Source organism: Pseudomonas sp. JV241A (assembly GCF_900275665.1).
GTDB lineage: Bacteria > Pseudomonadota > Gammaproteobacteria > Pseudomonadales > Pseudomonadaceae > Aquipseudomonas > Aquipseudomonas wadenswilerensis.
The window spans coordinates 20739-40301 of sequence record NZ_OPYO01000034.1; the positions used below are offsets into that span (position 1 = coordinate 20739).

16 protein-coding genes are annotated in these 19563 nt (G+C 63.3%); 3 read left to right on the forward strand and 13 right to left on the reverse strand.

Annotation, left to right across the window (positions count from 1 at the left end; translation table 11 throughout):
- Window positions 1–240: 240 nt before the first annotated feature.
- From mdoH to hutC, 11 genes are all read right to left on the reverse strand, one after another.
- Window positions 241–2814: a glucans biosynthesis glucosyltransferase MdoH gene (mdoH, locus tag JV241A_RS23630; RefSeq protein ID WP_115089274.1), complete on the reverse strand. Its 2574-nt coding sequence runs from the start codon at window positions 2812–2814 to the stop codon at window positions 241–243.
- Complete coding sequence (locus JV241A_RS23635) at window positions 2807–4522, reverse strand: glucan biosynthesis protein G (protein ID WP_134064740.1); 1716 nt, start codon at window positions 4520–4522, stop codon at window positions 2807–2809. Before JV241A_RS23635 ends, mdoH begins: the two co-directional genes overlap by 8 nt.
- A 261-nt stretch (window positions 4523–4783) precedes the next feature.
- Window positions 4784–5221: a D-aminoacyl-tRNA deacylase gene (gene dtd / locus JV241A_RS23640; RefSeq protein WP_115089275.1), complete on the reverse strand. Its 438-nt coding sequence runs from the start codon at window positions 5219–5221 to the stop codon at window positions 4784–4786.
- Window positions 5218–6189, reverse strand: a complete 972-nt coding sequence (gene pip / locus JV241A_RS23645) for a prolyl aminopeptidase (RefSeq protein WP_115089276.1) — start codon at window positions 6187–6189, stop codon at window positions 5218–5220. The genes dtd and pip overlap by 4 nt, the downstream gene beginning before the upstream one ends.
- A gap of 168 nt (window positions 6190–6357) precedes the next feature.
- Window positions 6358–7161 carry an N-formylglutamate deformylase gene (gene hutG / locus JV241A_RS23650; RefSeq protein WP_134064742.1) on the reverse strand — a complete coding sequence of 268 codons (804 nt, stop codon included), beginning with the start codon at window positions 7159–7161 and terminating at the stop codon, window positions 6358–6360.
- 10 nt (window positions 7162–7171) lie between these two features.
- A complete protein-coding gene (hutI, locus tag JV241A_RS23655; RefSeq protein ID WP_134064744.1) occupies window positions 7172–8377 on the reverse strand; it encodes an imidazolonepropionase in 1206 nt (401 codons plus the stop codon).
- A gap of 15 nt (window positions 8378–8392) precedes the next feature.
- Window positions 8393–9796 carry an amino acid permease gene (locus JV241A_RS23660; RefSeq protein ID WP_115089279.1) on the reverse strand — a complete coding sequence of 468 codons (1404 nt, stop codon included), beginning with the start codon at window positions 9794–9796 and terminating at the stop codon, window positions 8393–8395.
- 112 nt (window positions 9797–9908) lie between these two features.
- Window positions 9909–11441, reverse strand: coding sequence for a histidine ammonia-lyase (gene hutH / locus JV241A_RS23665; protein WP_134064746.1), 1533 nt, complete (start codon window positions 11439–11441; stop codon window positions 9909–9911).
- A gap of 67 nt (window positions 11442–11508) precedes the next feature.
- The gene (gene hutU, locus JV241A_RS23670) at window positions 11509–13188 is read right to left on the reverse strand and encodes a urocanate hydratase (protein ID WP_115089281.1); all 1680 of its coding nucleotides are present in this window, start codon (window positions 13186–13188) and stop codon (window positions 11509–11511) included.
- A 297-nt stretch (window positions 13189–13485) separates the two neighbouring features.
- On the reverse strand, window positions 13486–14058 hold the full coding sequence (locus JV241A_RS23675) for a HutD family protein (protein WP_115089283.1): 573 nt from the start codon (window positions 14056–14058) through the stop codon (window positions 13486–13488).
- Complete coding sequence (gene hutC, locus JV241A_RS23680) at window positions 14055–14765, reverse strand: histidine utilization repressor (protein ID WP_166675745.1); 711 nt, start codon at window positions 14763–14765, stop codon at window positions 14055–14057. The genes JV241A_RS23675 and hutC overlap by 4 nt, the downstream gene beginning before the upstream one ends.
- 144 nt (window positions 14766–14909) lie before the next feature.
- On the opposite strand from hutC, the gene JV241A_RS23685 reads away from it, so the two are divergent.
- Window positions 14910–16274, forward strand: a complete 1365-nt coding sequence (locus JV241A_RS23685; RefSeq protein WP_134064748.1) for a formimidoylglutamate deiminase — start codon at window positions 14910–14912, stop codon at window positions 16272–16274.
- 64 nt (window positions 16275–16338) lie between these two features.
- On the opposite strand, the gene JV241A_RS23690 is transcribed toward JV241A_RS23685, so the two are convergent.
- Together JV241A_RS23690 and bamE are read right to left on the reverse strand one after the other, a co-directional pair.
- Complete coding sequence (locus tag JV241A_RS23690) at window positions 16339–16914, reverse strand: lipocalin family protein (RefSeq protein WP_115089290.1); 576 nt, start codon at window positions 16912–16914, stop codon at window positions 16339–16341.
- On the reverse strand, window positions 16911–17165 hold the full coding sequence (gene bamE, locus JV241A_RS23695; protein WP_115089291.1) for an outer membrane protein assembly factor BamE: 255 nt from the start codon (window positions 17163–17165) through the stop codon (window positions 16911–16913). The genes JV241A_RS23690 and bamE overlap by 4 nt, the downstream gene beginning before the upstream one ends.
- 234 nt (window positions 17166–17399) lie before the next feature.
- On the opposite strand from bamE, the gene JV241A_RS23700 reads away from it, so the two are divergent.
- Together JV241A_RS23700 and JV241A_RS23705 are read left to right on the forward strand one after the other, a co-directional pair.
- Window positions 17400–19292 carry a methyl-accepting chemotaxis protein gene (locus JV241A_RS23700; protein WP_134064750.1) on the forward strand — a complete coding sequence of 631 codons (1893 nt, stop codon included), beginning with the start codon at window positions 17400–17402 and terminating at the stop codon, window positions 19290–19292.
- A gap of 36 nt (window positions 19293–19328) precedes the next feature.
- Window positions 19329–19563: transposase (locus JV241A_RS23705; RefSeq protein WP_240047902.1), on the forward strand; the 235-nt coding region annotated here is incomplete at its 3' end.

Here is a 19563-nt window from a genome sequence, read left to right on the forward strand (position 1 = left end):
CCCCCAGCAGAAAAGCTCGAATTTTATTTTTGGCGCGAACCGTCCTACTCAGACGGGTGCGAGATATTCGGGGAGGGATGCTAACGCATGAACGGCACGGTACATATAGCCGAAGATGACTTTGTTACGCATTGATACCAGAAAAAACATCGCCGGCAACACCGGCTCCCACAAGGTCAGTTGTGCATACAACCCTGTGGAAGCCGGCGTTGCCGGCGATTGCTTGAGCCGATCAGGCGATCAGGCACTGGCCAGCGAAGGCTGTACGGCAGGCTCCGGATGCAACGGCAACAGCGGCGAGTGCGGATCGTTGGCGATCGACTGGCGCCAGACGCCCAGCCAGGCCTCGTTCTGCTCATCCCAGACCGCCGTGTGCAGGCGCGCCAGGGCAACCGGGTCGCTGAGCAGGGCCAGACGGGTATTGCCATCCAGACCGCTCGGGCCGACTTCCAGGGCCTTGGCGATACGCTCGGCACGCAACGCCTCGATCGGCGCCGCGACGCCGTGACGGGCAGTGGCCAAGGCGCAAGCCAGGGCGTTCTGCTGCGGGTCGACCACGGCACGGACGAAGCCGTCGTGCATGGCGTGCCAGCGATTCTCGTGGGTGTACTGATCGGTGGCCAGCAGTTCGCGAGGCGTGGCGTATTCCTCGGGGATCAGGAACAGGCTCTCGTCCTTCGCACGCAACCCCAGGTGCACCCGACTGGAAATCACCGAGACCGGGATCGACAACATCAGCGAACCAACGATCGGCACCAGCCACCACAAAAAGCTCGGGTTCAGCCAGGCCACCAACAGCGCCCAGGCCACACCCAGCAGGGTTTGCGGACCATGGCGGCGGACCGCTTCGCTCCACGGGGTGGAGTCGTCGTCACGCTGCGGCGAGTTCCAGGTCGCGGCCCAGCCGAGGAACGCGGCGAGTACGAAGCGGGTGTGGAAGATCATCCGCACCGGCGCCAGGAGCATGGAGAAGAGCATCTCCAGCAGCATCGACACGGTCACCTTGAAGCGCCCGCCGAACTCTTTCGCACCCTTGGCCCAGATCAGGATGACGCTGAGCAGCTTGGGCAGGAACAGCAGCACGATAGTGGTGGAGAACAGCGCAATGGCTTTCTCCGGATGCCACTGCGGCCACAACGGGTAGAGCTGGCGCGGTTCGAGGAAGTACTGCGGCTCCATCAGGGTGTTGGTCGCCAGCAACGCAGTCGACAGCACCAGGAAGAAGAACCACAACGGCGCCGAGAGGTACGACATCACCCCGGTAAGGAACACCGCACGGTGCACCGGGTGCATGCCTTTTACCAGGAACAGGCGGAAGTTCATCAGGTTGCCGTGGCACCAGCGCCGGTCGCGCTTGAGCTCGTCGAGCAGGTTCGGCGGCAGTTCTTCGTAGCTACCCGGCAGGTCGTAGGCAATCCACACGCCCCAGCCGGCCCGACGCATCAGCGCCGCTTCGACGAAGTCGTGGGAGAGGATCGCACCGGCAAAGGCACCCTTGCCCGGCAATGGTGCCAGGGCGCAGTGCTCGATGAAGGGCTTCATGCGGATGATCGCGTTGTGACCCCAGTAGTGCGACTCACCGAGCTGCCAGAAGTGCAGGCCGGCAGTGAACAGCGGGCCGTAGACGCGGGTGGCGAACTGCTGCATGCGCGCATACAGGGTGTCCATGCCCGAAGCTTTCGGCGCGGTCTGGATGATCCCGGCGTCCGGGTTGGCCTCCATCAGGCGCACCAGGCTGGTCAGGCATTCGCCGCTCATCACGCTGTCGGCGTCGAGCACCACCATATAGCGGTAGTCGCCACCCCAGCGACGGCAGAAGTCGTCGAGGTTGCCGCTCTTGCGTTTGACCCGGCGGCGACGGCGACGGTAGAAGATCCGCCCGAAACCCTTGGCCTCACGGCAGACTTCCAGCCAGGCCTGTTGCTCGGCCACGGCGATGTCGGTGTCGTTGGTGTCGCTGAGCACGAAGAAGTCGAAACGGTCGAGGTCACCGGTGGCGGCCACCGACTCGAACGTCGCCCGCAGGCCGGCGAACACGCGTGGCACGTCTTCGTTGCAGATCGGCATGACGATCGCGGTGCGGGCACCGGCTTCGATCGGCTCGTTACCGGCACTGCTGCCGGAAATGCGGTATTTGTCGCGCCCGGTAAGCAGTTCCAGGAAACCCATCAGCGCGGTCCAGAAACCCGCCGAGACCCAGCAGAAGAGGATACCGAAGAGGATCAGGATGCTGGTCTGCAGCGCATACGGCCAGACTTGCGTGGCGGTTTGCAGCAGCGGTTGGTGCATGACTTCGTCGAGGTCGACGAACGACCAGCCCTGGTACGGCAGGATGCCCTTCATGTACCAGCCGGCGACGATGGTCTGACCGAGCATCAGCGCCAGCAGGATGTAGCGGCGCATCGAGCCGACCCAGCGCCAGCGCGCCTTGGGCAGCTCGCGCTTTTCCGGCGCCGGAGCGTTGGTGCGGCCGGTCAGGCGGCGCCAGGCGCGGATCAGGATGTTGGTCCGCCACGGCTCGGGGATTACCCGGGTGCGACGGATCGGCGGCGTGGCCTTCAGGCAGACCCGGCCGCTGCCGTCCACCGCGAGCATCTCGGCGTCTTGCAGCTCTTCGGCGCAGGTCACGTGCAGGCGCTCGCCCACCGAGGCCTGAACGGCCTCGGCAGCGTCGGCGCCCGGCTGGGCAGACAGGCGTTGATGCAATTCGCTGAACGAGGAGCAGCGGGCGAGTTCCGCACGCTGCTCGTCGCTCAGGGGCAGGTGGGCCAGATATTCGCTGAGCGATTCTGGCCGGGTATGGGCATTACTCATCGGCAGGCAACTGATAGCTCCAGGTCTCGGTCAGCACCTGTTCGGTGGTGGCCGGTGCCCCGGTGGTGGACGCCGCGTCGGCGGCAGGTTGCTCGGCAGGCTTGTCAGCCTTGGCCTGTTTGGCCGCGGCTTTGTCCTGCTTGCTTGGTTTGGCAGGCTTGGCCGGCTCGACCGGAACGTCACGCAGCAGGGCGGCGCGCATTTCCACTGACTTGCTCGGGTCTTTGACCTTCAGCCGCAGGGTCAGGCGCCAGCCTTTGATTTCCGGGTTGTAACGCAGGTTGTTCTCGACCACTTCGGCATTGTCGCCAACGCTGACCTGGCTACGCACTGCGGTGTCTTCCGGCAGTTTGCTCAGTACCGGGCCTTCGAAGTCGACCAGGAAGGCCACGCTGCCATCGGGCTGGCGGATCAGGTTGGACTGCTTGACGTCACCGGTCGAGCGCAGGGTCTGCTTGACCCAGCCCAGGTTCGGCGAGTGGAACTCGGACTCGTCGATGGTCCAGTGCAGGCGGTAGGCGTATTCGAACGGGGTACCTGGCTCCGGCAGTTTCTCCGGGCTCCAGAAGGCCACGATGTTGTCGTTGGTTTCGTCGGCAGTCGGGATCTCGACCAGGTCGACGGTACCCTTGCCCCAGTCACCGACCGGCTCGATCCAGGCACTTGGACGCTTCTGGTAGTTATCGTCGAGGTCTTCGAACTGGCTGAACTCACGCTGGCGTTGCAGCAGGCCGAAACCACGCGGGTTCTCGACGCTGAAGTTGCTCACGGCCAGGTGTTTCGGGTTGTTCAGCGGGCGCCACAGCCACTCGCCATTGCCAGCGTGGATCGACAGGCCTTCGGAGTCGTGCAGGGCCGGACGGTAGTTGAGCACCTTGGACGGCTGGTTGCCGCCGAACAGGAACATGCTGGTCAGCGGGGCGATGCCCAGGCGGCTGACGTGGTCACGCAGGAACACCTTGGACTGCACGTCGACAATGGTGTCGCTGCCCGGACGCAGGGTCAGGCGGTAGGCGCCGGTGGAACGCGGCGAATCGAGCAGCGCGTAGATCACCAGTTGCTTGTCGGTCGGCTTCGGACGCTCGACCCAGAACTCGGTGAAGCGCGGGAATTCTTCGCCCGACGGCAGCGCGGTGTCGATAGCCAGGCCGCGAGCGGACAGGCCATACACATGGCCCTTGCCGACCACGCGGAAATAGCTGGCGCCAAGCAGGGTCATGATTTCATCCTGCTTGTCAGCCTTGTTGATCGGGTACAGCACGCGGAAACCGGCATACCCCAGCTGTTCGGTAGCCTTGGCGTCGAACTGCAGGTCGCCGAAATCGAAACGGCTCGGGTCGTACTTGATCTCTTTCACCGCCTTGGTGGTGACTTCGTTGATCTTGACCGGCGTGTCGAAATGCATGCCCTGGTGGTAGAAGGACAGCTTGAACGGCGTCTTGTCCTTGGCCCACTCGGCTTTTTCGTTGAGGAAGCGGATTTTCTGGTAGTCCGCGTACTTCATGTCACGGAACACCGCCGGCAGATTGCTTTTTGGCGCTTCGTACTTCTGCCCGGCAAGATCCTTCGCCTTGGCCGCGACATCGTCAAGGTTGAACGCCCAGAGCTGGCCTGCGCCGAGCAGGCTTACCAGCGTTGCGCCTGCCAACAGGGCCGTGCGCAGCCGATTGCCGGGAGTTCTTGGTGCATTACAGGGACTTACAATCACGAGCAACCCTCGCCGAAAACAGATCATAAAACCAACGGCCAGCGACATATGCCAGGTTGGCGAGCACTGTTCGGACTCCGAAAGGGCGCAATGATTCCCCAAACGGTTCCGGACAGTCTCAAGTCAGAGTGAAACGAACCCGCGAACGCAGGCCCACATAGCGCGCGATTATCCAGCAGGCTGCGTTACAACGCATCAGGCTGAATAAACTATTTATGCAACCAAACCCCTTGTTTTCCCGCAAACAGGGGTTTTTTGCCATCATATTTGTAACATAAATGTTACCGGGCCATCATTGACCAGGTGCACCTGCATGTCAGCTCCGAACTGACCACTGGCAACCGTCGCGTGCTGGACCTGGGCCTGGGCCAACATATAGTCGAAAAGCTCGGCGCCCAGCGCTGGCGGCGCAGCCGTGGAAAAACTCGGGCGCAGGCCGCTCTGGGTATCGGCGGCCAGGGTGAACTGCGAAACCAGCAGCAGGCCACCACCGATGTCCTTGAGCGACAAGTTCATCTTGCCCTGAGGGTCGCTGAATACCCGGTAGTTGAGCAGTTTGTGCAACAGCTTGTCGGCATGCGCGCGGGTGTCGCCGGGCTCGACCGCCACCAGCACCAGCAGGCCCTGGTCGATCGCGCCAACGGATTTGCCCTCGACATCCACCCGCGCGCCACGCACGCGTTGCAACAGCCCCTTCATGCTTCTTCCAGGGGCAGGTCGAGCAGGCGCCGGGCCATCTGGTCGGCGGCGCGCACCAGGGCGTCGGTGATGCCGGGCTCGGAAGCAGCGTGGCCGGCGTCGCGAATCACCTTCAATTCACTGTTCGGCCAGGCCTGATGCAGCTCCCAGGCGTTATCCAGCGGGCAGATCACGTCGTAACGACCATGCACGATCACCGCCGGCAGGTGGGCGATCTTCGGCATGTCGCGGATCAGTTGGTCCGGCTCGAGGAAGGCATTATTGGTGAAGTAATGGCATTCGATGCGGGCGATCGACAGCGCGCGCTGCGGCTCGGAGAAGCGATCGACCACCAGCGGGTTGGGCCGCAGGGTTGCGGTGCGCCCTTCCCAGGTCGACCAGGCCTTGGCCGCGTGCATCTGGGCGATCTGATCGTTGCCGGTCAGGCGCTTGTGGAAGGCCTTGACCAGGTCGCCACGCTCCTCGGCTGGAATCGGTGCGATGTAGTCCTGCCAGTAATCGGGGAACAGGCGGCTGGCGCCAGCCTGGTAGAACCACTCGATCTCTTGCGCGCGGCACAGGAAGATGCCGCGCAGGATCAGGCCATGCACGCGCTCGGGGTGGGTCTGGGCGTAGGCCAGGGCCAGGGTCGAGCCCCAGGAGCCGCCGAACAGCACCCATTTTTCGATGCCCAGGTGCTTGCGGATGCGCTCCAGGTCTTCGACCAGGTGCCAGGTGGTGTTGTTTTCCAGGCTGGCATGGGGGGTCGAACGGCCACAGCCGCGCTGGTCGAAGGTGATGATGCGGTACAGGTTGGGATCGAAGTAGCAGCGGCTCTGGGCATCGCAGCCAGCACCCGGGCCACCATGGATGAACACCACCGGCAGACCTTCCGGCGAACCGCTCTCATCGACATACAGCACATGCGGTGCTTCCACGGCCAGATCGTGCCGGGCGTAGGGTTTGATCTGCGGGTACAAGGTCTGCATTACGCACTCCGTGTGGGAATTATTCTGCCGTTGGGCATCATAAACCTGAATTGCGCTTAGAGCATGTACCTGTGATGGCTTTGAGGGCCCTATCGCTGGCAAGCCAGCTCCCACAGGTTCGATACACCCTGTGGGAGCTGGCTTGCCAGCGATGGGCTCACCCTGGTCTCAAGCCTTGTAGCGCTCCTTGCCCCACGCCAGCACCGTCTCGAGCAGTTGCTTCAACACCACCTGGGTCGGCGCCGCCAGATCCTCGCGGTACTTGAACGGCTCGACCTCTTCCATATAGGTGCTTTGCGCCAGCTCCAACTGCACCGCGTGGATGTCTTTGGCCGGGTCACCATAGTGACGGGTGATATGGCCACCCTTGAAGCGACCATTGAGCACATGGCTGTACTGCTCAAATTTTGCACAGACACCCTGCAGCCGCTCAGCCAGCTGCGGATCACAACTGGCGCCATTGAAGGTGCCGAGGTTGAAGTCCGGCAGCTTGCCATCGAACAGGTGCGGGATGTGCGAGCGGATCGAATGCGCATCCCACAGCAAGGCATAGCCGAACTGCTCGCGCAGGCGTGCCAGCTCGTTGCGGATAGTGTCGTGGTAGGGCCGCCAGATCGCTTCCAGGTACCCTGCCCGCTCCTGCGCCGACGGCGCCTTGCCGTCCTTGAACAACGGCTCGCCCTCGAACAGGGTCGCCGGGTACAGGCCGGTGGTGGCACCGACATACAGCGGCTTGTCGTCGTCCGGACGGTTCAGGTCGATGACGAAACGCGAGTACCCGGCCGCGACCACGCTGGCGCCCAGGCCACGGGCAAAATCGTACAGCTGCGGGATATGCCAGTCGGTGTCCGGCAGGCTTTGCGCCTGCTCGACCAGACCGTCCTGCACCGCCGGGGTCAGGCGCAAACCGGCGTGGGGCATGCTGATCAGCAGCGGCAGCCTGCCCTGGTGAAAACTCAGTACCTTGTCCATACGCCCTCTCTCAATTGAAAATATCATGGCCCAGGCGCACCACCCGCTTGGGCAGGTCGCCGCCGAGCCAGTAGGCCAGGTCGGCCGGTCGCTCGATCTGCCAGGCGACGAAGTCGGCCACCTTGCCGACCTCCAGTGAACCGTGGCTGTCGCCCAGGCCCAGGGCCGTTGCCGCGTGCAGGGTGACACCGGCCAGGGCTTCTTCCGGGGTCATGCGGAACAGGGTACAGGCCATGTTCAGCATCAGGCGCAGCGACAGCGCCGGCGAAGTGCCAGGGTTGAGGTCGCTGGCAATGGCGATCTTGACCCCATGCTTGCGCAGGGCATCCATCGGCGGCAACTGGGTTTCACGCAGGAAGTAGAAAGCACCGGGCAGCAATACCGCCACAGTCCCGGCCGCCGCCATGGCGATGGCGTCGTCTTCGGTCATGAACTCCAGGTGATCGGCCGACAGCGCCTGGTAACGCGCCGCCAGGCTGGAACCGGCCAGGGACGACAGTTGCTCGGCATGCAGCTTGACCGGCAAGCCCAGCTCGCGAGCCTTGATGAACACCCGCTCGACCTGGGCCGGGGAGAACGCCAGGTATTCACAGAAGGCATCCACTGCGTCCACCAGGCCCTCGGCGGCCAGCGCCGGGAGCATTTCATCGCAGATATGGCTGATGTAGTCGTCAGCCCGGTCCTTGTATTCCGGCGGCAAGGCGTGGGCCGCCAGGCAGGTGCTGCGCACGGTCAGTGGCAGCTCCTCGCCCAGGCGGCGGATGACCTTGAGCAACTTGCGCTCGCTGGCCAGGTCCAGGCCGTAACCGGACTTGATCTCCAGGGTGGTGACACCATCGCGCATCAGCGCCTGCACGCGCTGGCGGGCGCTGGCGAACAGTTCGTCCTCGCTGGCCGCACGGGTCGCCCGCACAGTGCTGGCGATACCGCCACCCTGGGCGGCGATCTCGGCATAGCTGACACCTTGCAGGCGCTGCTCGAACTCGCCGCTGCGGTTGCCGCCAAACACCGTGTGGGTGTGGCAGTCGATCAGGCCCGGGGTGACCCAGGCGCCGCCCAGGTCCACGGTTCTGTCAGCGACCACAGCCGGCAGCTGCTGGCGCGGGCCGATCCACTCGATGTGGCCGGCACTGGTGATAATCGCCGCGTCCTCGATGATCGAGTAGGCGCCTTGCGCCATGCTTGCCACATGGCAGTGCTGCCAGAGGGTTTTCATTCAGTTGCTCCTTGATCAGAGTTGCGAAGGTTCCTGCACCAGCGGCTGCTCGGCGCCAGCCACCTGCGGTTTGCACCAGAGCTTGTAGGCCACCACCAGGAACAGTACCCAGACCACGCCCACCAGCAACGCTGCCTGGGTATCAGGGAAGTAGGCCAGCACGCCGAAGACGAACAGCATGAAGGCAATCGCCGCCGCCGGGCCATAAGGCCAGAACGGTACCGGGAACTTCAGCTGAGCGACCTCTTCACGGCTCATGCTGCGACGCATGGCGACCTGGGTCACGAGGATCATCAGCCACACCCAGACGGTCGCAAAGGTAGCGATCGAGGCGATCAGCAGGAACACGTTTTCCGGGATCAGGTAGTTGAGCACCACGCCGCCGAGCAAGGCTGCGCCCATGACCAGCACGGTCATCCACGGCACGCCATGACGGGAGATCTTGGCAAAGCCTTTAGGCGCCTGCCCTTGCTGGGCCAGGCCGTACATCATGCGTCCGGCGCCGAAGATGTCGCTGTTGATCGCCGATACCGCAGCGGAAATCACCACGATGTTCAGCACGGTCGCCGCCGAACCAATCCCCAGATTGCTGAAGATCTGCACGAACGGGCTGCCCTGGCTGCCGATTTGCGGCCACGGATACAGGCACATCAGCACGAACAGGGTCAGCACATAGAACAGCAGGATGCGCATCGGCACGGCGTTGATCGCCTTGGGGATGACGCGCTGCGGGTCCTTGGCTTCACCGGCGGTGATGCCGATGATTTCGATGCCGCCGAAGGCAAACATCACCACCGCCAACGAGGCGATCAGGCCACCAATGCCATTGGGCATGAAGCCGCCATGCTCGAACAGGTTGCTGATACCGACGGCATTGTCGGCACTGGCATTGCTCAGGCCGAAGGCCATGATGCCGAAACCGGCAAGGATCATCGCGACGATGGCGCCGACCTTGAGCAGCGACAGCCAGAATTCCATCTCGCCGAACACTTTGACGTTGCACAGGTTCAGGCCGCCAATCAGGAAGACGATGCCCAGCACCCAGATCCAGCGCGCCACTTCCGGAAACCAGAAGCCCATATAGATGCCGAAGGCGGTGACGTCGGCGAGGCAGACGATGATCATTTCAAAGGCGTAGGTCCAGCCGAGGATGAACCCCGACATGGGGCCAAGATACGTGCTGGCGTAGTGGCCGAAGGAGCCGGACACCGGGTTGTGCACGGCCATTTCCCCCAGCGCGCGCATGACCATGAATACCGCTGCACCACCGATCAGGTAGGCCAGCAGCACCGCTGGCCCGGCCATCTGGATGGCGGCGGCGGAACCATAGAACAGCCCGGTGCCGATCGCCGAGCCCAGTGCCATGAAGCGAATGTGGCGCGCGGTGAGCCCGCGCTTGAGTCCTTGAGCTTGTTGCATGTCACGTCCTTATTCTTGTTCTGGTCGTGAGAATGAACGGGCGCGCCAATCCCGGGGCAAGCCCGCCCCCACGGTGGGAGCGGGCTTGCCCCGCGAAGGGCCCCGGGAGCAATTACAGGCTAGGCAGGACCTTGGCCGGCAGCAGGCCGGTCAGGCGCCCTTCGGCCAGCAGGGCGATGGCCGCCTCGATGTCCGGGGCGAAGAAGCGGTCTTTGTCGTAGTAGGCAACCTTGCTGCGCAGGGTTTGCCGCGCCTGTTCCAGCTTCGGCGAGGTCTTCAGGCCTTCGCGCAGGTCCAGGCCCTGGCAGGCGGCCAGCCATTCGACGGCAAGAATACCGCGCACGTTGTCGCTCATTTCCCACAGGCGCTTGCCAGCAGCCGGCGCCATCGACACGTGGTCTTCCTGGTTGGCCGAGGTCGGCAGGCTGTCGACGCTGTGCGGGTGAGCCAGGGCCTTGTTTTCGCTGGCCAGCGCAGCTGCGGTGACCTGGGCGATCATGAAGCCGGAGTTGACCCCGCCATTGGCCACCAGGAACGGCGGCAGCTGGGACATGTGCTTGTCCATCATCAACGAGATACGGCGTTCGCTGAGCGAACCGATTTCGGCGATGGCCAGGGCCATGTTGTCGGCGGCCATGGCCACCGGCTCGGCGTGGAAGTTACCACCGGAGATCACGTCACCTTCGGCGGCGAACACCAGCGGGTTGTCGGACACGGCGTTGGCTTCGATCACCAGCACTTCGGCGGCCTGGCGGAACTGGGTCAGGCAGGCGCCCATGACCTGTGGCTGGCAGCGCAGCGAGTACGGGTCCTGGACCTTGCCGCAGTTCTCGTGGGAGGCGGAGACTTCGCTGCCGTCACCCAGCAGGTCACGGTAGCACGCTGCGGCGTCGATCTGGCCGCGCTGGCCACGGGCTTCGTGAATGCGCGCATCGAACGGCGAACGCGAACCCAGCACCGCTTCGACGGTCAGGCCACCGACCGACATGGCGGCAGCGAACAGGTCTTCACCTTCGAACAGGCCGCGCAGTGCAAAGGCGGTGGACGCCTGAGTGCCGTTGAGCAGCGCCAGGCCCTCTTTGGCCGCTAGAGTCAGCGGCTCGAGGCCGGCAACTGCCAGGGCTTCGGTGGCCGACAGCCATTGGCCTTTGTGGCGCGCCTTGCCTTCACCCAGCAGGACCAGCGACATGTGTGCCAGCGGGGCGAGGTCGCCGGAAGCGCCGACCGAACCTTTCAGCGGAATGTGCGGATAGACTTCGGCATTGATCAGCGCGATCAGGGCGTTGATCACCTTACGGCGGATGCCGGAGAAACCACGGCTCAGGCTGTTGACCTTGAGCACCATGATCAGACGCACCAAGGCATCGTCAATCGGCTGGCCGACGCCTGCGGCGTGGGACAGCACCAGCGAACGCTGGAGGTTTTCCAGGTCGTGGCTGGCGATACGGGTCGAGGCCAGCAGGCCGAAACCGGTGTTGATGCCGTAGGCGGTGCGGTTTTCAGCGAGGATCTGCTCGACACAGGCGACGCTGGCGTCGATCTGCTGGTCGGCGCTGGAATCCAGCGTGAGTTTTACCGGCTGCTGGTAGATCGCACGCAGCTGAGCCAAGGTCAGGGTGCCGGGCTTCAGGGTCAATTCAGTCACGTTAATGCTCCGTACTCGTGAGGCGTATACGCCTGCATAGATATCAGTATCAACCATTTACCGCAGATCAGCCTGTGATCATCGGCAGGTTCAAGCCTTGTTCCTTGGCGCAGTCGATGGCGATCTGATAACCGGCATCGGCGTGACGCATGACACCGGTACCCGGGTCGTTGGTCAGTACGCGGGCGATCCGCTCGGCAGCCTCGTCGGTACCGTCGCAGACGATGACCATGCCCGAGTGCTGGGAGAAGCCCATGCCCACACCACCACCGTGGTGCAGGGAGACCCAGGTCGCGCCGCTGGCAGTGTTGAGCAGGGCGTTGAGCAGTGGCCAGTCGGAGACGGCATCGGAGCCATCCTGCATCGATTCGGTTTCACGGTTCGGGCTGGATACCGAGCCGGAGTCCAGATGGTCACGGCCGATGACAATCGGCGCCGACAGCTCGCCGCTGCGGACCATTTCGTTGAACGCCAGGCCGAGCTTGGCGCGCTGGCCCAGGCCAACCCAGCAGATACGTGCTGGCAGGCCCTGGAAGCTGATGCGCTCGCGGGCCATGTCCAGCCAGTTGTGCAGGTGGGCGTCGTCCGGGATCAGTTCCTTGACCTTGGCGTCGGTCTTGTAGATGTCTTCGGCGTTACCCGACAGCGCTGCCCAGCGGAACGGACCGATACCACGGCAGAACAGCGGACGGATGTAGGCCGGTACGAAGCCCGGGAAGTCGAAGGCATTGGTCACGCCCTCTTCCTTGGCCATCTGGCGGATGTTGTTGCCGTAGTCGAAGGTCGGGATGCCCTGTTTCTGGAAGTCGAGCATGGCCTGGACGTGGACGGCCATCGATTGCTTGGCAGCCTTGACCACGGCAGCCGGTTCGGTCTGGGCGCGATCGCGGTACTGCTCCCAGGTCCAGCCAGCGGGCAGGTAACCGTTGAGCGGATCGTGGGCGCTGGTCTGGTCAGTGACCATGTCCGGGCGCACGCCACGCTTGACCAGCTCTGGCAGGATTTCAGCGGCATTGCCCAGCAGGGCGATGGAGATGGCCTTGCCTTCGGCGGTGTACTTGGCGATGCGTGCCAGGGCGTCATCGAGGTCCGTGGCTTGCTCATCGACGTAACGGCTGCTCAGGCGGAAGTCGATGCGGCTCTGCTGGCATTCGATGTTCAGCGAGCAGGCACCGGCCAGGGTTGCGGCCAGAGGCTGGGCGCCGCCCATGCCGCCGAGGCCTGCGGTCAGTACCCACTTGCCCTTGAGGCTGCCGTTGTAGTGCTGACGGCCGGCTTCGACGAAGGTTTCGTAGGTGCCCTGGACGATGCCCTGGCTGCCGATATAGATCCAGCTGCCGGCGGTCATCTGGCCGTACATGGCCAGGCCCTTGGCATCCAGTTCGTTGAAGTGTTCCCAGTTGGCCCAGTGCGGTACCAGGTTGGAGTTGGCGATCAGTACGCGCGGGGCGTTGCTGTGGGTCTTGAACACGCCGACCGGCTTGCCGGATTGCACCAGCAGGGTTTCGTCGTCGTTCAGGTTGGTCAAGCTCTCGACGATCTTGTCGTAGCACTCCCAGTTACGCGCGGCACGGCCAATACCGCCGTACACCACCAGCTCTTTCGGGTTCTCGGCGACTTCCGGGTCGAGGTTGTTCATCAGCATGCGCAACGGCGCTTCGGTCAGCCAGCTTTTGGCGGTCAGCTTGTTGCCGCGCGCTGCGCGGATTTCGACGTCACGGAATTTCTTGAAGTTGTTGTCAGTCACGGAAATGGCTCCTAAGCGATCGGTCCAGAGCAACCCAGGCATTGGGTGGGTCATGGCACTTATACAAACACATCTTTACTTGTATGTACAAGCATAGGCAATTGAAATGCCAACTCCTCCCGAGGACCGCTTTCCCGGTTCCAACGCAGGCGCTAGAGCCCCGCAGCGTGGGCGCTGCAGGGATACAAAAAAAATTTGGGGAGATGAACGGTCAAGCAATCTGGACCAGCGGCATTGCACCACTTTGGGTCATTCGGTAACAGGCCCGACCGAGCGGCTCGGCCGGGCGTAACAATTTTAGTCCGCGATCAGTTCGATCAGACAGCAGCGCCCCTGAATGTTCAAGGCCTGCAGGTTGTGATTACCTTCCAGACGCAAGCAGTCGTAGCGACCCAACACGTGCGTCCCTTGACCGGTCAACGCCACCTCAACCTGGGAGGCTGCCGCAAACAGCAGCAGGGTCGAAGCCGAACTGAACACCTGCTGGGTGCCGTCGAGCCACTGCAGGCGCGCGCGGTAACGCTCGGGGGAATAAATCAGGTTGAAATCGCGAATCGAACCACCGAGCAGGCTGCAACTGACCTGACTCTCGCCACTGAAGGCAAAGGCATCGAACGGCAACAGCGGGCGCGTCGGCTGACCGTCGACCTGCAAGCGCATGCCCTCGCCCTCGAGCACGGTGATGATCCGCTGATAACCGGCAAAGCTGGAAAAACCACCGGATTCGCTGATATCGGCAATCGACAGGCGCCAGCCGAAGCCGTCCAGGCCAACGCCTGCATCGCGGGTGATTTCTTCGGTGCTGCCGCCGCCGTTCTTCCACGGCATGCGGGGGTAGTCTTTGGCGCGTAATACCTGCAACTGGCTCATTTGCTGAAGCGTCCTTCCAAGCGATGACGGGATCCGGGATGAATCAGACGAGCGGCAGTCACTGGCTGACGCCCCGACCAGGTGCGGCGGCGGATCAGCAGGCACGGCTCGCCCTGTTCGATTTGCAGCAGGCGGCATTCTTCCGGCTCGGCGAGGATCGCTTCGACCACGTGCTCGCCTTCGGTCAGCGGTGCGACCTGGGACAGGTATGCGTAGGGCGTCTGCCGGGTGAAGTCCTGCTTGAGGTAGTCGGGTGCCACTGCGGCGTTGACGAAGCGGTCTTCGATCTGCACGGCGACGCCGTTCTCGTAATGCACGATCAGCGAGTGGAACACCCGCTGGCCTTCACGCATGTCCAGGGCCAGGGCGCGCTCGGAACCGGCGGCCTCTTCGGCCAGGACAATCACCTGGCAGCTGTGCTCGTGGCCGCGGGCGGCGATCTCGTCGGCAATGTTGTTGACCTCGAACAGTGCCGAACGGGTCTTGGGCTCGGCGACAAAGGTGCCGACGCCCTGCATGCGCACCAGCAGACCTTCGGCGGTCAACTCGCGCAGGGCGCGGTTGATGGTCATGCGGCTGAAACCCAACTGGTTGACCAGCTCGCTTTCAGACGGCACCCGGTGATGGGGCGGCCAGCTGCCATTCTGGATCTGCTGGGCGATCATCTGTTTGACCCGGGCGTACAGCGGCGCCGGACCCTCGCCCATCTGGGCAACCAGCGCGGAGACAGGAGGTGTCGGCACGGAAGATATCCTTGTTCGGTTGAATGAACGGTAGCTTGCCGGAGTTTACCCAGCAGGCAAACGTCTGTATATGTATATACAAATAATCACAATTGAGGTGCCGTGCCGATGTCCGTCTTCTTTGCCGAACGTGCTTTGCTGCCTACGGGCTGGGCCGAAAACGTCCGAATCGAGGTCGGCGCTGACGGCCTGCTGACCAGCATCCAGGCCAACGCCTCGGCCGAAAACGCCGAACGCCTGGCCGGTCCGCTGCTGCCAGGCATGCCCAACCTGCACTCGCACGCCTTCCAGCGCGCCATGGCCGGGCTCGCGGAAGTGGCCGGCAACCCTAACGACAGCTTCTGGACCTGGCGCGAGCTGATGTATCGCCTGGTCGGCAAGATCAGCCCTGAACAACTGCAGGTCATCGCCCGTCAGCTGTACATCGAAATGCTCAAGGCCGGCTACACCTCGGTCGCCGAATTCCATTACGTTCACCACGACACCCAGGGCCAGGCCTACGCCGACCCGGCGGAACTGTCCTTGCGCATCAGTGCCGCGGCGCGCACCAGCGGCATCGGCCTGACCCTGCTGCCAGTGCTGTACAGCCACTCGGGCTTTGGCGGGCAAACACCGAACGAAGGCCAGCGGCGCTTTATCAACAGCACCGAACAGTATCTGAACCTGCAGGCGCGCCTGGCGCCACTGCTGGCCGAGCAGCCCGCGCAAGGGCTGGGCCTGTGCTTCCACTCCCTGCGCGCGGTCACCCCGGAGCAGATCGCCCAGGTACTGGCCGCCAGCGACAAGGCCTGCCCGGTGCACATCCATATCGCCGAGCAACAGAAGGAAGTCGACGACTGCCTGGCCTGGAGCGGCCGCCGGCCTTTGCAGTGGCTCTATGAGAACACCGAAGTGGATCAGCGCTGGTGCCTGGTCCACGCCACCCATGCCGAGCCCGACGAAGTCGAGCTGATGGCCCGCAGCGGCGCGGTTGCCGGCCTGTGCCTGACCACCGAAGCGAACCTGGGCGACGGTATCTTCCCGGCCGTGGACTACCTGGCCCAGGGCGGGCGCCTGGGAATCGGCTCGGACAGCCATGTGTCGTTGAGCGTGGTCGAGGAATTGCGCTGGCTGGAGTATGGCCAGCGCCTGCGCGACCAGCGCCGTAACCGCCTGTACCGCGGCGATCAGCCGATGGTCGGGCGCACCCTGTTCGATGCCGCCCTGAGCGGTGGCGCGCAGGCGCTGGGGCAGCCGATTGGCGAACTGGCGGTGGGCAAGCGCGCGGACTGGCTGGTGCTCGATGGCAACGACCCGTATCTGTCGACAGCCAGTGAAGACGGCATTCTCAACCGCTGGCTGTTTGCTGGCGGTGACCGTCAGGTGCGCGACGTGATGGTCAACGGCCAGTGGGTAGTGCGCCAAGGGCACCATGCCCAGGAAGAAGACAGCGCGCGGGAGTTTGCCGGAGTGCTGCGCAGCCTGTTGGGCTGATTACGCCATCGCGGGGCAAGCCCGCTCCTACACTGTGGGAGCTGGCTTGCCAGCGATTTGGGCATCAAGGCTTAGCCGCAGCCATCTCCTTGTCCGCCACCCGCCAGATCAGCCGCTGGGTGTCGTAGCCCTGCTGGCGCGCCTTGGCCAGCAGGCTTTCGCGCTGCAAGGCCGGGATGGTCGGGGTACGCGAGAGTATCCACAGGTACTTGCGGTCCGGATTGCCGACCAGCGCGGTGTGGTATTTGTCGTCGACGTAGAGGATCCAGTAGTCACCCTTGGCAACGCCCGGTAGCAACTTCGAGAACCAGTTGTCGAACACCACCCAAAGCTTGTCGGTCTTGCCCGGCACCTGCACGTTGGCCGTGCCGCTGGCCTCCTGCCATTCACCTGCAAGGGTGCGGCAGCGGTTGAGCACACCGACGCTGCCGTCCGGCTTGAGGTTGTAATGGGCTTCGGACTGGGCGCAGTCACGCTGGAAATACATCGGCAAACGCGCCAGCTCATACCACTTGCCCTGGTAGCGCTTGAGGTCGACGCTGTCGGCGGTCTTCGGCTCAAGGGACCCGACGCCGGAGCTGGCGCAACCGCCGAGGATCAACCCGGCACACAGCACCAACAGCAAGTGCAGCCGCTTCATTTCAGACCCTGCCCGGAATACATCAACACCTTGTCGCCGGCGTACTGGACGCTGATGAACGTTTTCTCGTCGCCCCAGGTGCAACTGGACATGCCCAGGGCGCCCGAGCAATCGGTCGGCGCGCCGAGCAGTTTTTCGACCTCGACCTTGGTCATCCCGGACTTGATCTGTGAATAGTTTTCCTGGTTGATCTTGTTGCACGCAGTAAGGAACACGCACAAGGACAGCAGGGCGAGGGAACGCAACGACATGAAGGGTCACTCCTGGACATGAGGGTGCAGGCGCGGTGGCCTACCGACAGCTTAGAAGGGAAAAAGCTCATCCGGTTCCCGAGCGCTCCGGTTTTGTTGGCGTCAAAGCCCCGCCATTGGTCGACTGATGAGTTCTGCGATTAATCTTTTGTCCATAACGGACGACACAGGAAGGCGCTGCGACCGATTGCCGCGCCCCACCCGTTGACCCGCCTTGTGCAGACAGACCTCGCAATGACAAAAAACCTGAAGTTCAGCCACAAGATTCTGCTCGCCGCCGCCCTGGTGGTCGCTGTCGCCTTCACTTGTTTCATCCTGTTCAACGATTACCGCCAGCGCCAGACCCTGCGCAGCAACACCGAAGCCTCGATGCAGGAACTCGGCAGCCTGACCAGCAGCAACATCCAGACCTGGTTGCAAAGCCGCATGCAGCTCCTGCAGTCGCTGTCCCAGCAGGTTGCCGTCGATGGCGCCAGCAAGGACAGCCTGACCCGCAGCCTGAGCCTGCCGGTGTACGGCAGCAACTTTCTGCTGACCTATTTCGGCGGCCAGGACGGCTACATGCAATCGGTACCGCTGGGCAATCGCGCCGCCGACTACGATCCGCGGGTTCGCGGCTGGTACAAGGCCGCTACCAGTGCCGGCCAGTCCATCGTCACCGAGCCGTACATTTCCGTTTCAGCCAACAAACTGGTGATCACCCTCGCCACCCCGGTGCAGCACCAGGGCCGGCTGATTGGCGTCAATGGCGCCGACACCGACCTGGACAGCATCAGTGCGATCATCAACGCACTGAACTTCGACGGCCACGGCCAGGCCTTCATCGTCAACGGCGCCGGCAAGATCCTCGTGCACCCGCAAGCCGACCTGGTGCTGAAAAACCTCAGCGACGCCTACCCGCAAGACACTCCGCAGGTGGGCAGCGGCCTGAAAGAAGCCGAACTGGACGGCCACAAGCAGTTCATCACCTTCACCAAGGTCAACGGCGTGCCCTCGGCTGACTGGTACGTGGCACTGGTGCTCGACCAGGACTTTGCCTTCGCCACGCTCAGCGAACTGCGCACCTCGGCGGTGGTGGCCACGGTGATTGCGGTGCTGATCATCATTGCCCTGCTCGGCGTGCTGATTCGCGTGTTGATGGAGCCGCTGCACGTAATGGGCCGGGCCATGCATGACATCGCCGAAGGCGAAGGCGACCTGACCCGGCGCCTGCGCATCCATGGCCAGGACGAGTTCGGCAGCCTCGGCCAATCGTTCAACCGTTTTGTCGAGCGCATCCACGAGTCGATCCGCGAAGTGGCCTCGGCCACCGGCCAGGTCAATGAAGTGGCCCAGCGCGTGGTCAGCGCCTCGAACGCCTCGATCCACAACGCCGACCAGCAGTCGAGCCGCACCAGCAGCGTCGCCGCGGCGATTAATCAGCTCGGCGCCGCCGCCCAGGAAATCGCCCAGAACGCCGCCCTCGCCTCGCAGCACTCCAGCGATGCGCGCAACCTCGCGGCCGAAGGTCAGCAGGTGGTCGAACAAACCATCGAGGTGATGAACCAGTTGTCGGCGAAGATCAGCGACTCGTGCGGCAATATCGAAACGCTCAACACCAACACGGTGAACATTGGCCAGATCCTCGAAGTGATCAGCGGCATTTCCCAGCAGACCAACCTGCTGGCGCTCAATGCCGCAATTGAAGCGGCCCGCGCCGGTGAAGCCGGGCGCGGATTTGCCGTGGTGGCGGACGAGGTACGCAACCTGGCCCACCGCACCCAGGATTCGGCGCAGCAGGTTCAGCGCATCATCGAAGAACTGCAGGCCGGCGCCCAGGTGGCGGTCAGCACCATGACCGAAAGCCAGAGCCACAGCCAGCACAGCGTCGGCATCGCCAACCAGGCCGGCGAGCGGCTGGGCAGCGTGACCCAGCGGATCGGCGAGATCGACGGCATGAACCAGTCGGTGGCCACCGCCACCGAAGAGCAGACAGCCGTGGTCGAGTCGATCAATGTCGACATCACCGAGATCAATGCGCTGAATCAGGAAGGGGTGGAGAACCTGCAGGCAACCTTGCGCGCCTGCAATGACCTGGAGAATCAGGCCAATCGGTTGAAGCAATTGGTGGGGAGTTTCAGGATCTGATGTGAAGCTGATCGCGGGGCAAGCTGAACTGGCCTAATGATTTTGGACACCTTCGTCGGGCGCTATTATGGCGCCCAATTGGAGGCAAAATCAGTGCGAAAATCTTACTCGAACGAATTCAAAATCAAAGCTGCCGAGATGGTGCTGGACGATGGTGAGTCAGTCCCTGATGTCTGCGAGAGCCTTGGTCTAGGGCGGACCGCGCTTCGTCGCTGGGTCGAGCAACTGCGCCAGGAACGAGAAGGTCAAACACCGGTCGGCGCGAAGGCCA

What these genes read in the sequence shown, in the direction of transcription:
- mdoH (WP_115089274.1), bottom strand. Translation starts at nt 2,814, where the DNA reads ATGAGTAATGCCCATACCCGGCCAGAATCGCTCAGCGAATATCTGGCC.
- dtd (WP_115089275.1), bottom strand. Translation starts at nt 5,221, where the DNA reads ATGAAGGGGCTGTTGCAACGCGTGCGTGGCGCGCGGGTGGATGTCGAG.
- pip (WP_115089276.1), bottom strand. Translation starts at nt 6,189, where the DNA reads ATGCAGACCTTGTACCCGCAGATCAAACCCTACGCCCGGCACGATCTG.
- hutG (WP_134064742.1), bottom strand. Translation starts at nt 7,161, where the DNA reads ATGGACAAGGTACTGAGTTTTCACCAGGGCAGGCTGCCGCTGCTGATC.
- hutI (WP_134064744.1), bottom strand. Translation starts at nt 8,377, where the DNA reads ATGAAAACCCTCTGGCAGCACTGCCATGTGGCAAGCATGGCGCAAGGC.
- JV241A_RS23660 (WP_115089279.1), bottom strand. Translation starts at nt 9,796, where the DNA reads ATGCAACAAGCTCAAGGACTCAAGCGCGGGCTCACCGCGCGCCACATT.
- JV241A_RS23675 (WP_115089283.1), bottom strand. Translation starts at nt 14,058, where the DNA reads ATGAGCCAGTTGCAGGTATTACGCGCCAAAGACTACCCCCGCATGCCG.
- hutC (WP_166675745.1), bottom strand. Translation starts at nt 14,765, where the DNA reads ATGGGCGAGGGTCCGGCGCCGCTGTACGCCCGGGTCAAACAGATGATC.
- JV241A_RS23685 (WP_134064748.1), top strand. Translation starts at nt 14,910, where the DNA reads ATGTCCGTCTTCTTTGCCGAACGTGCTTTGCTGCCTACGGGCTGGGCC.
- JV241A_RS23690 (WP_115089290.1), bottom strand. Translation starts at nt 16,914, where the DNA reads ATGAAGCGGCTGCACTTGCTGTTGGTGCTGTGTGCCGGGTTGATCCTC.
- bamE (WP_115089291.1), bottom strand. Translation starts at nt 17,165, where the DNA reads ATGTCGTTGCGTTCCCTCGCCCTGCTGTCCTTGTGCGTGTTCCTTACT.
- JV241A_RS23700 (WP_134064750.1), top strand. Translation starts at nt 17,400, where the DNA reads ATGACAAAAAACCTGAAGTTCAGCCACAAGATTCTGCTCGCCGCCGCC.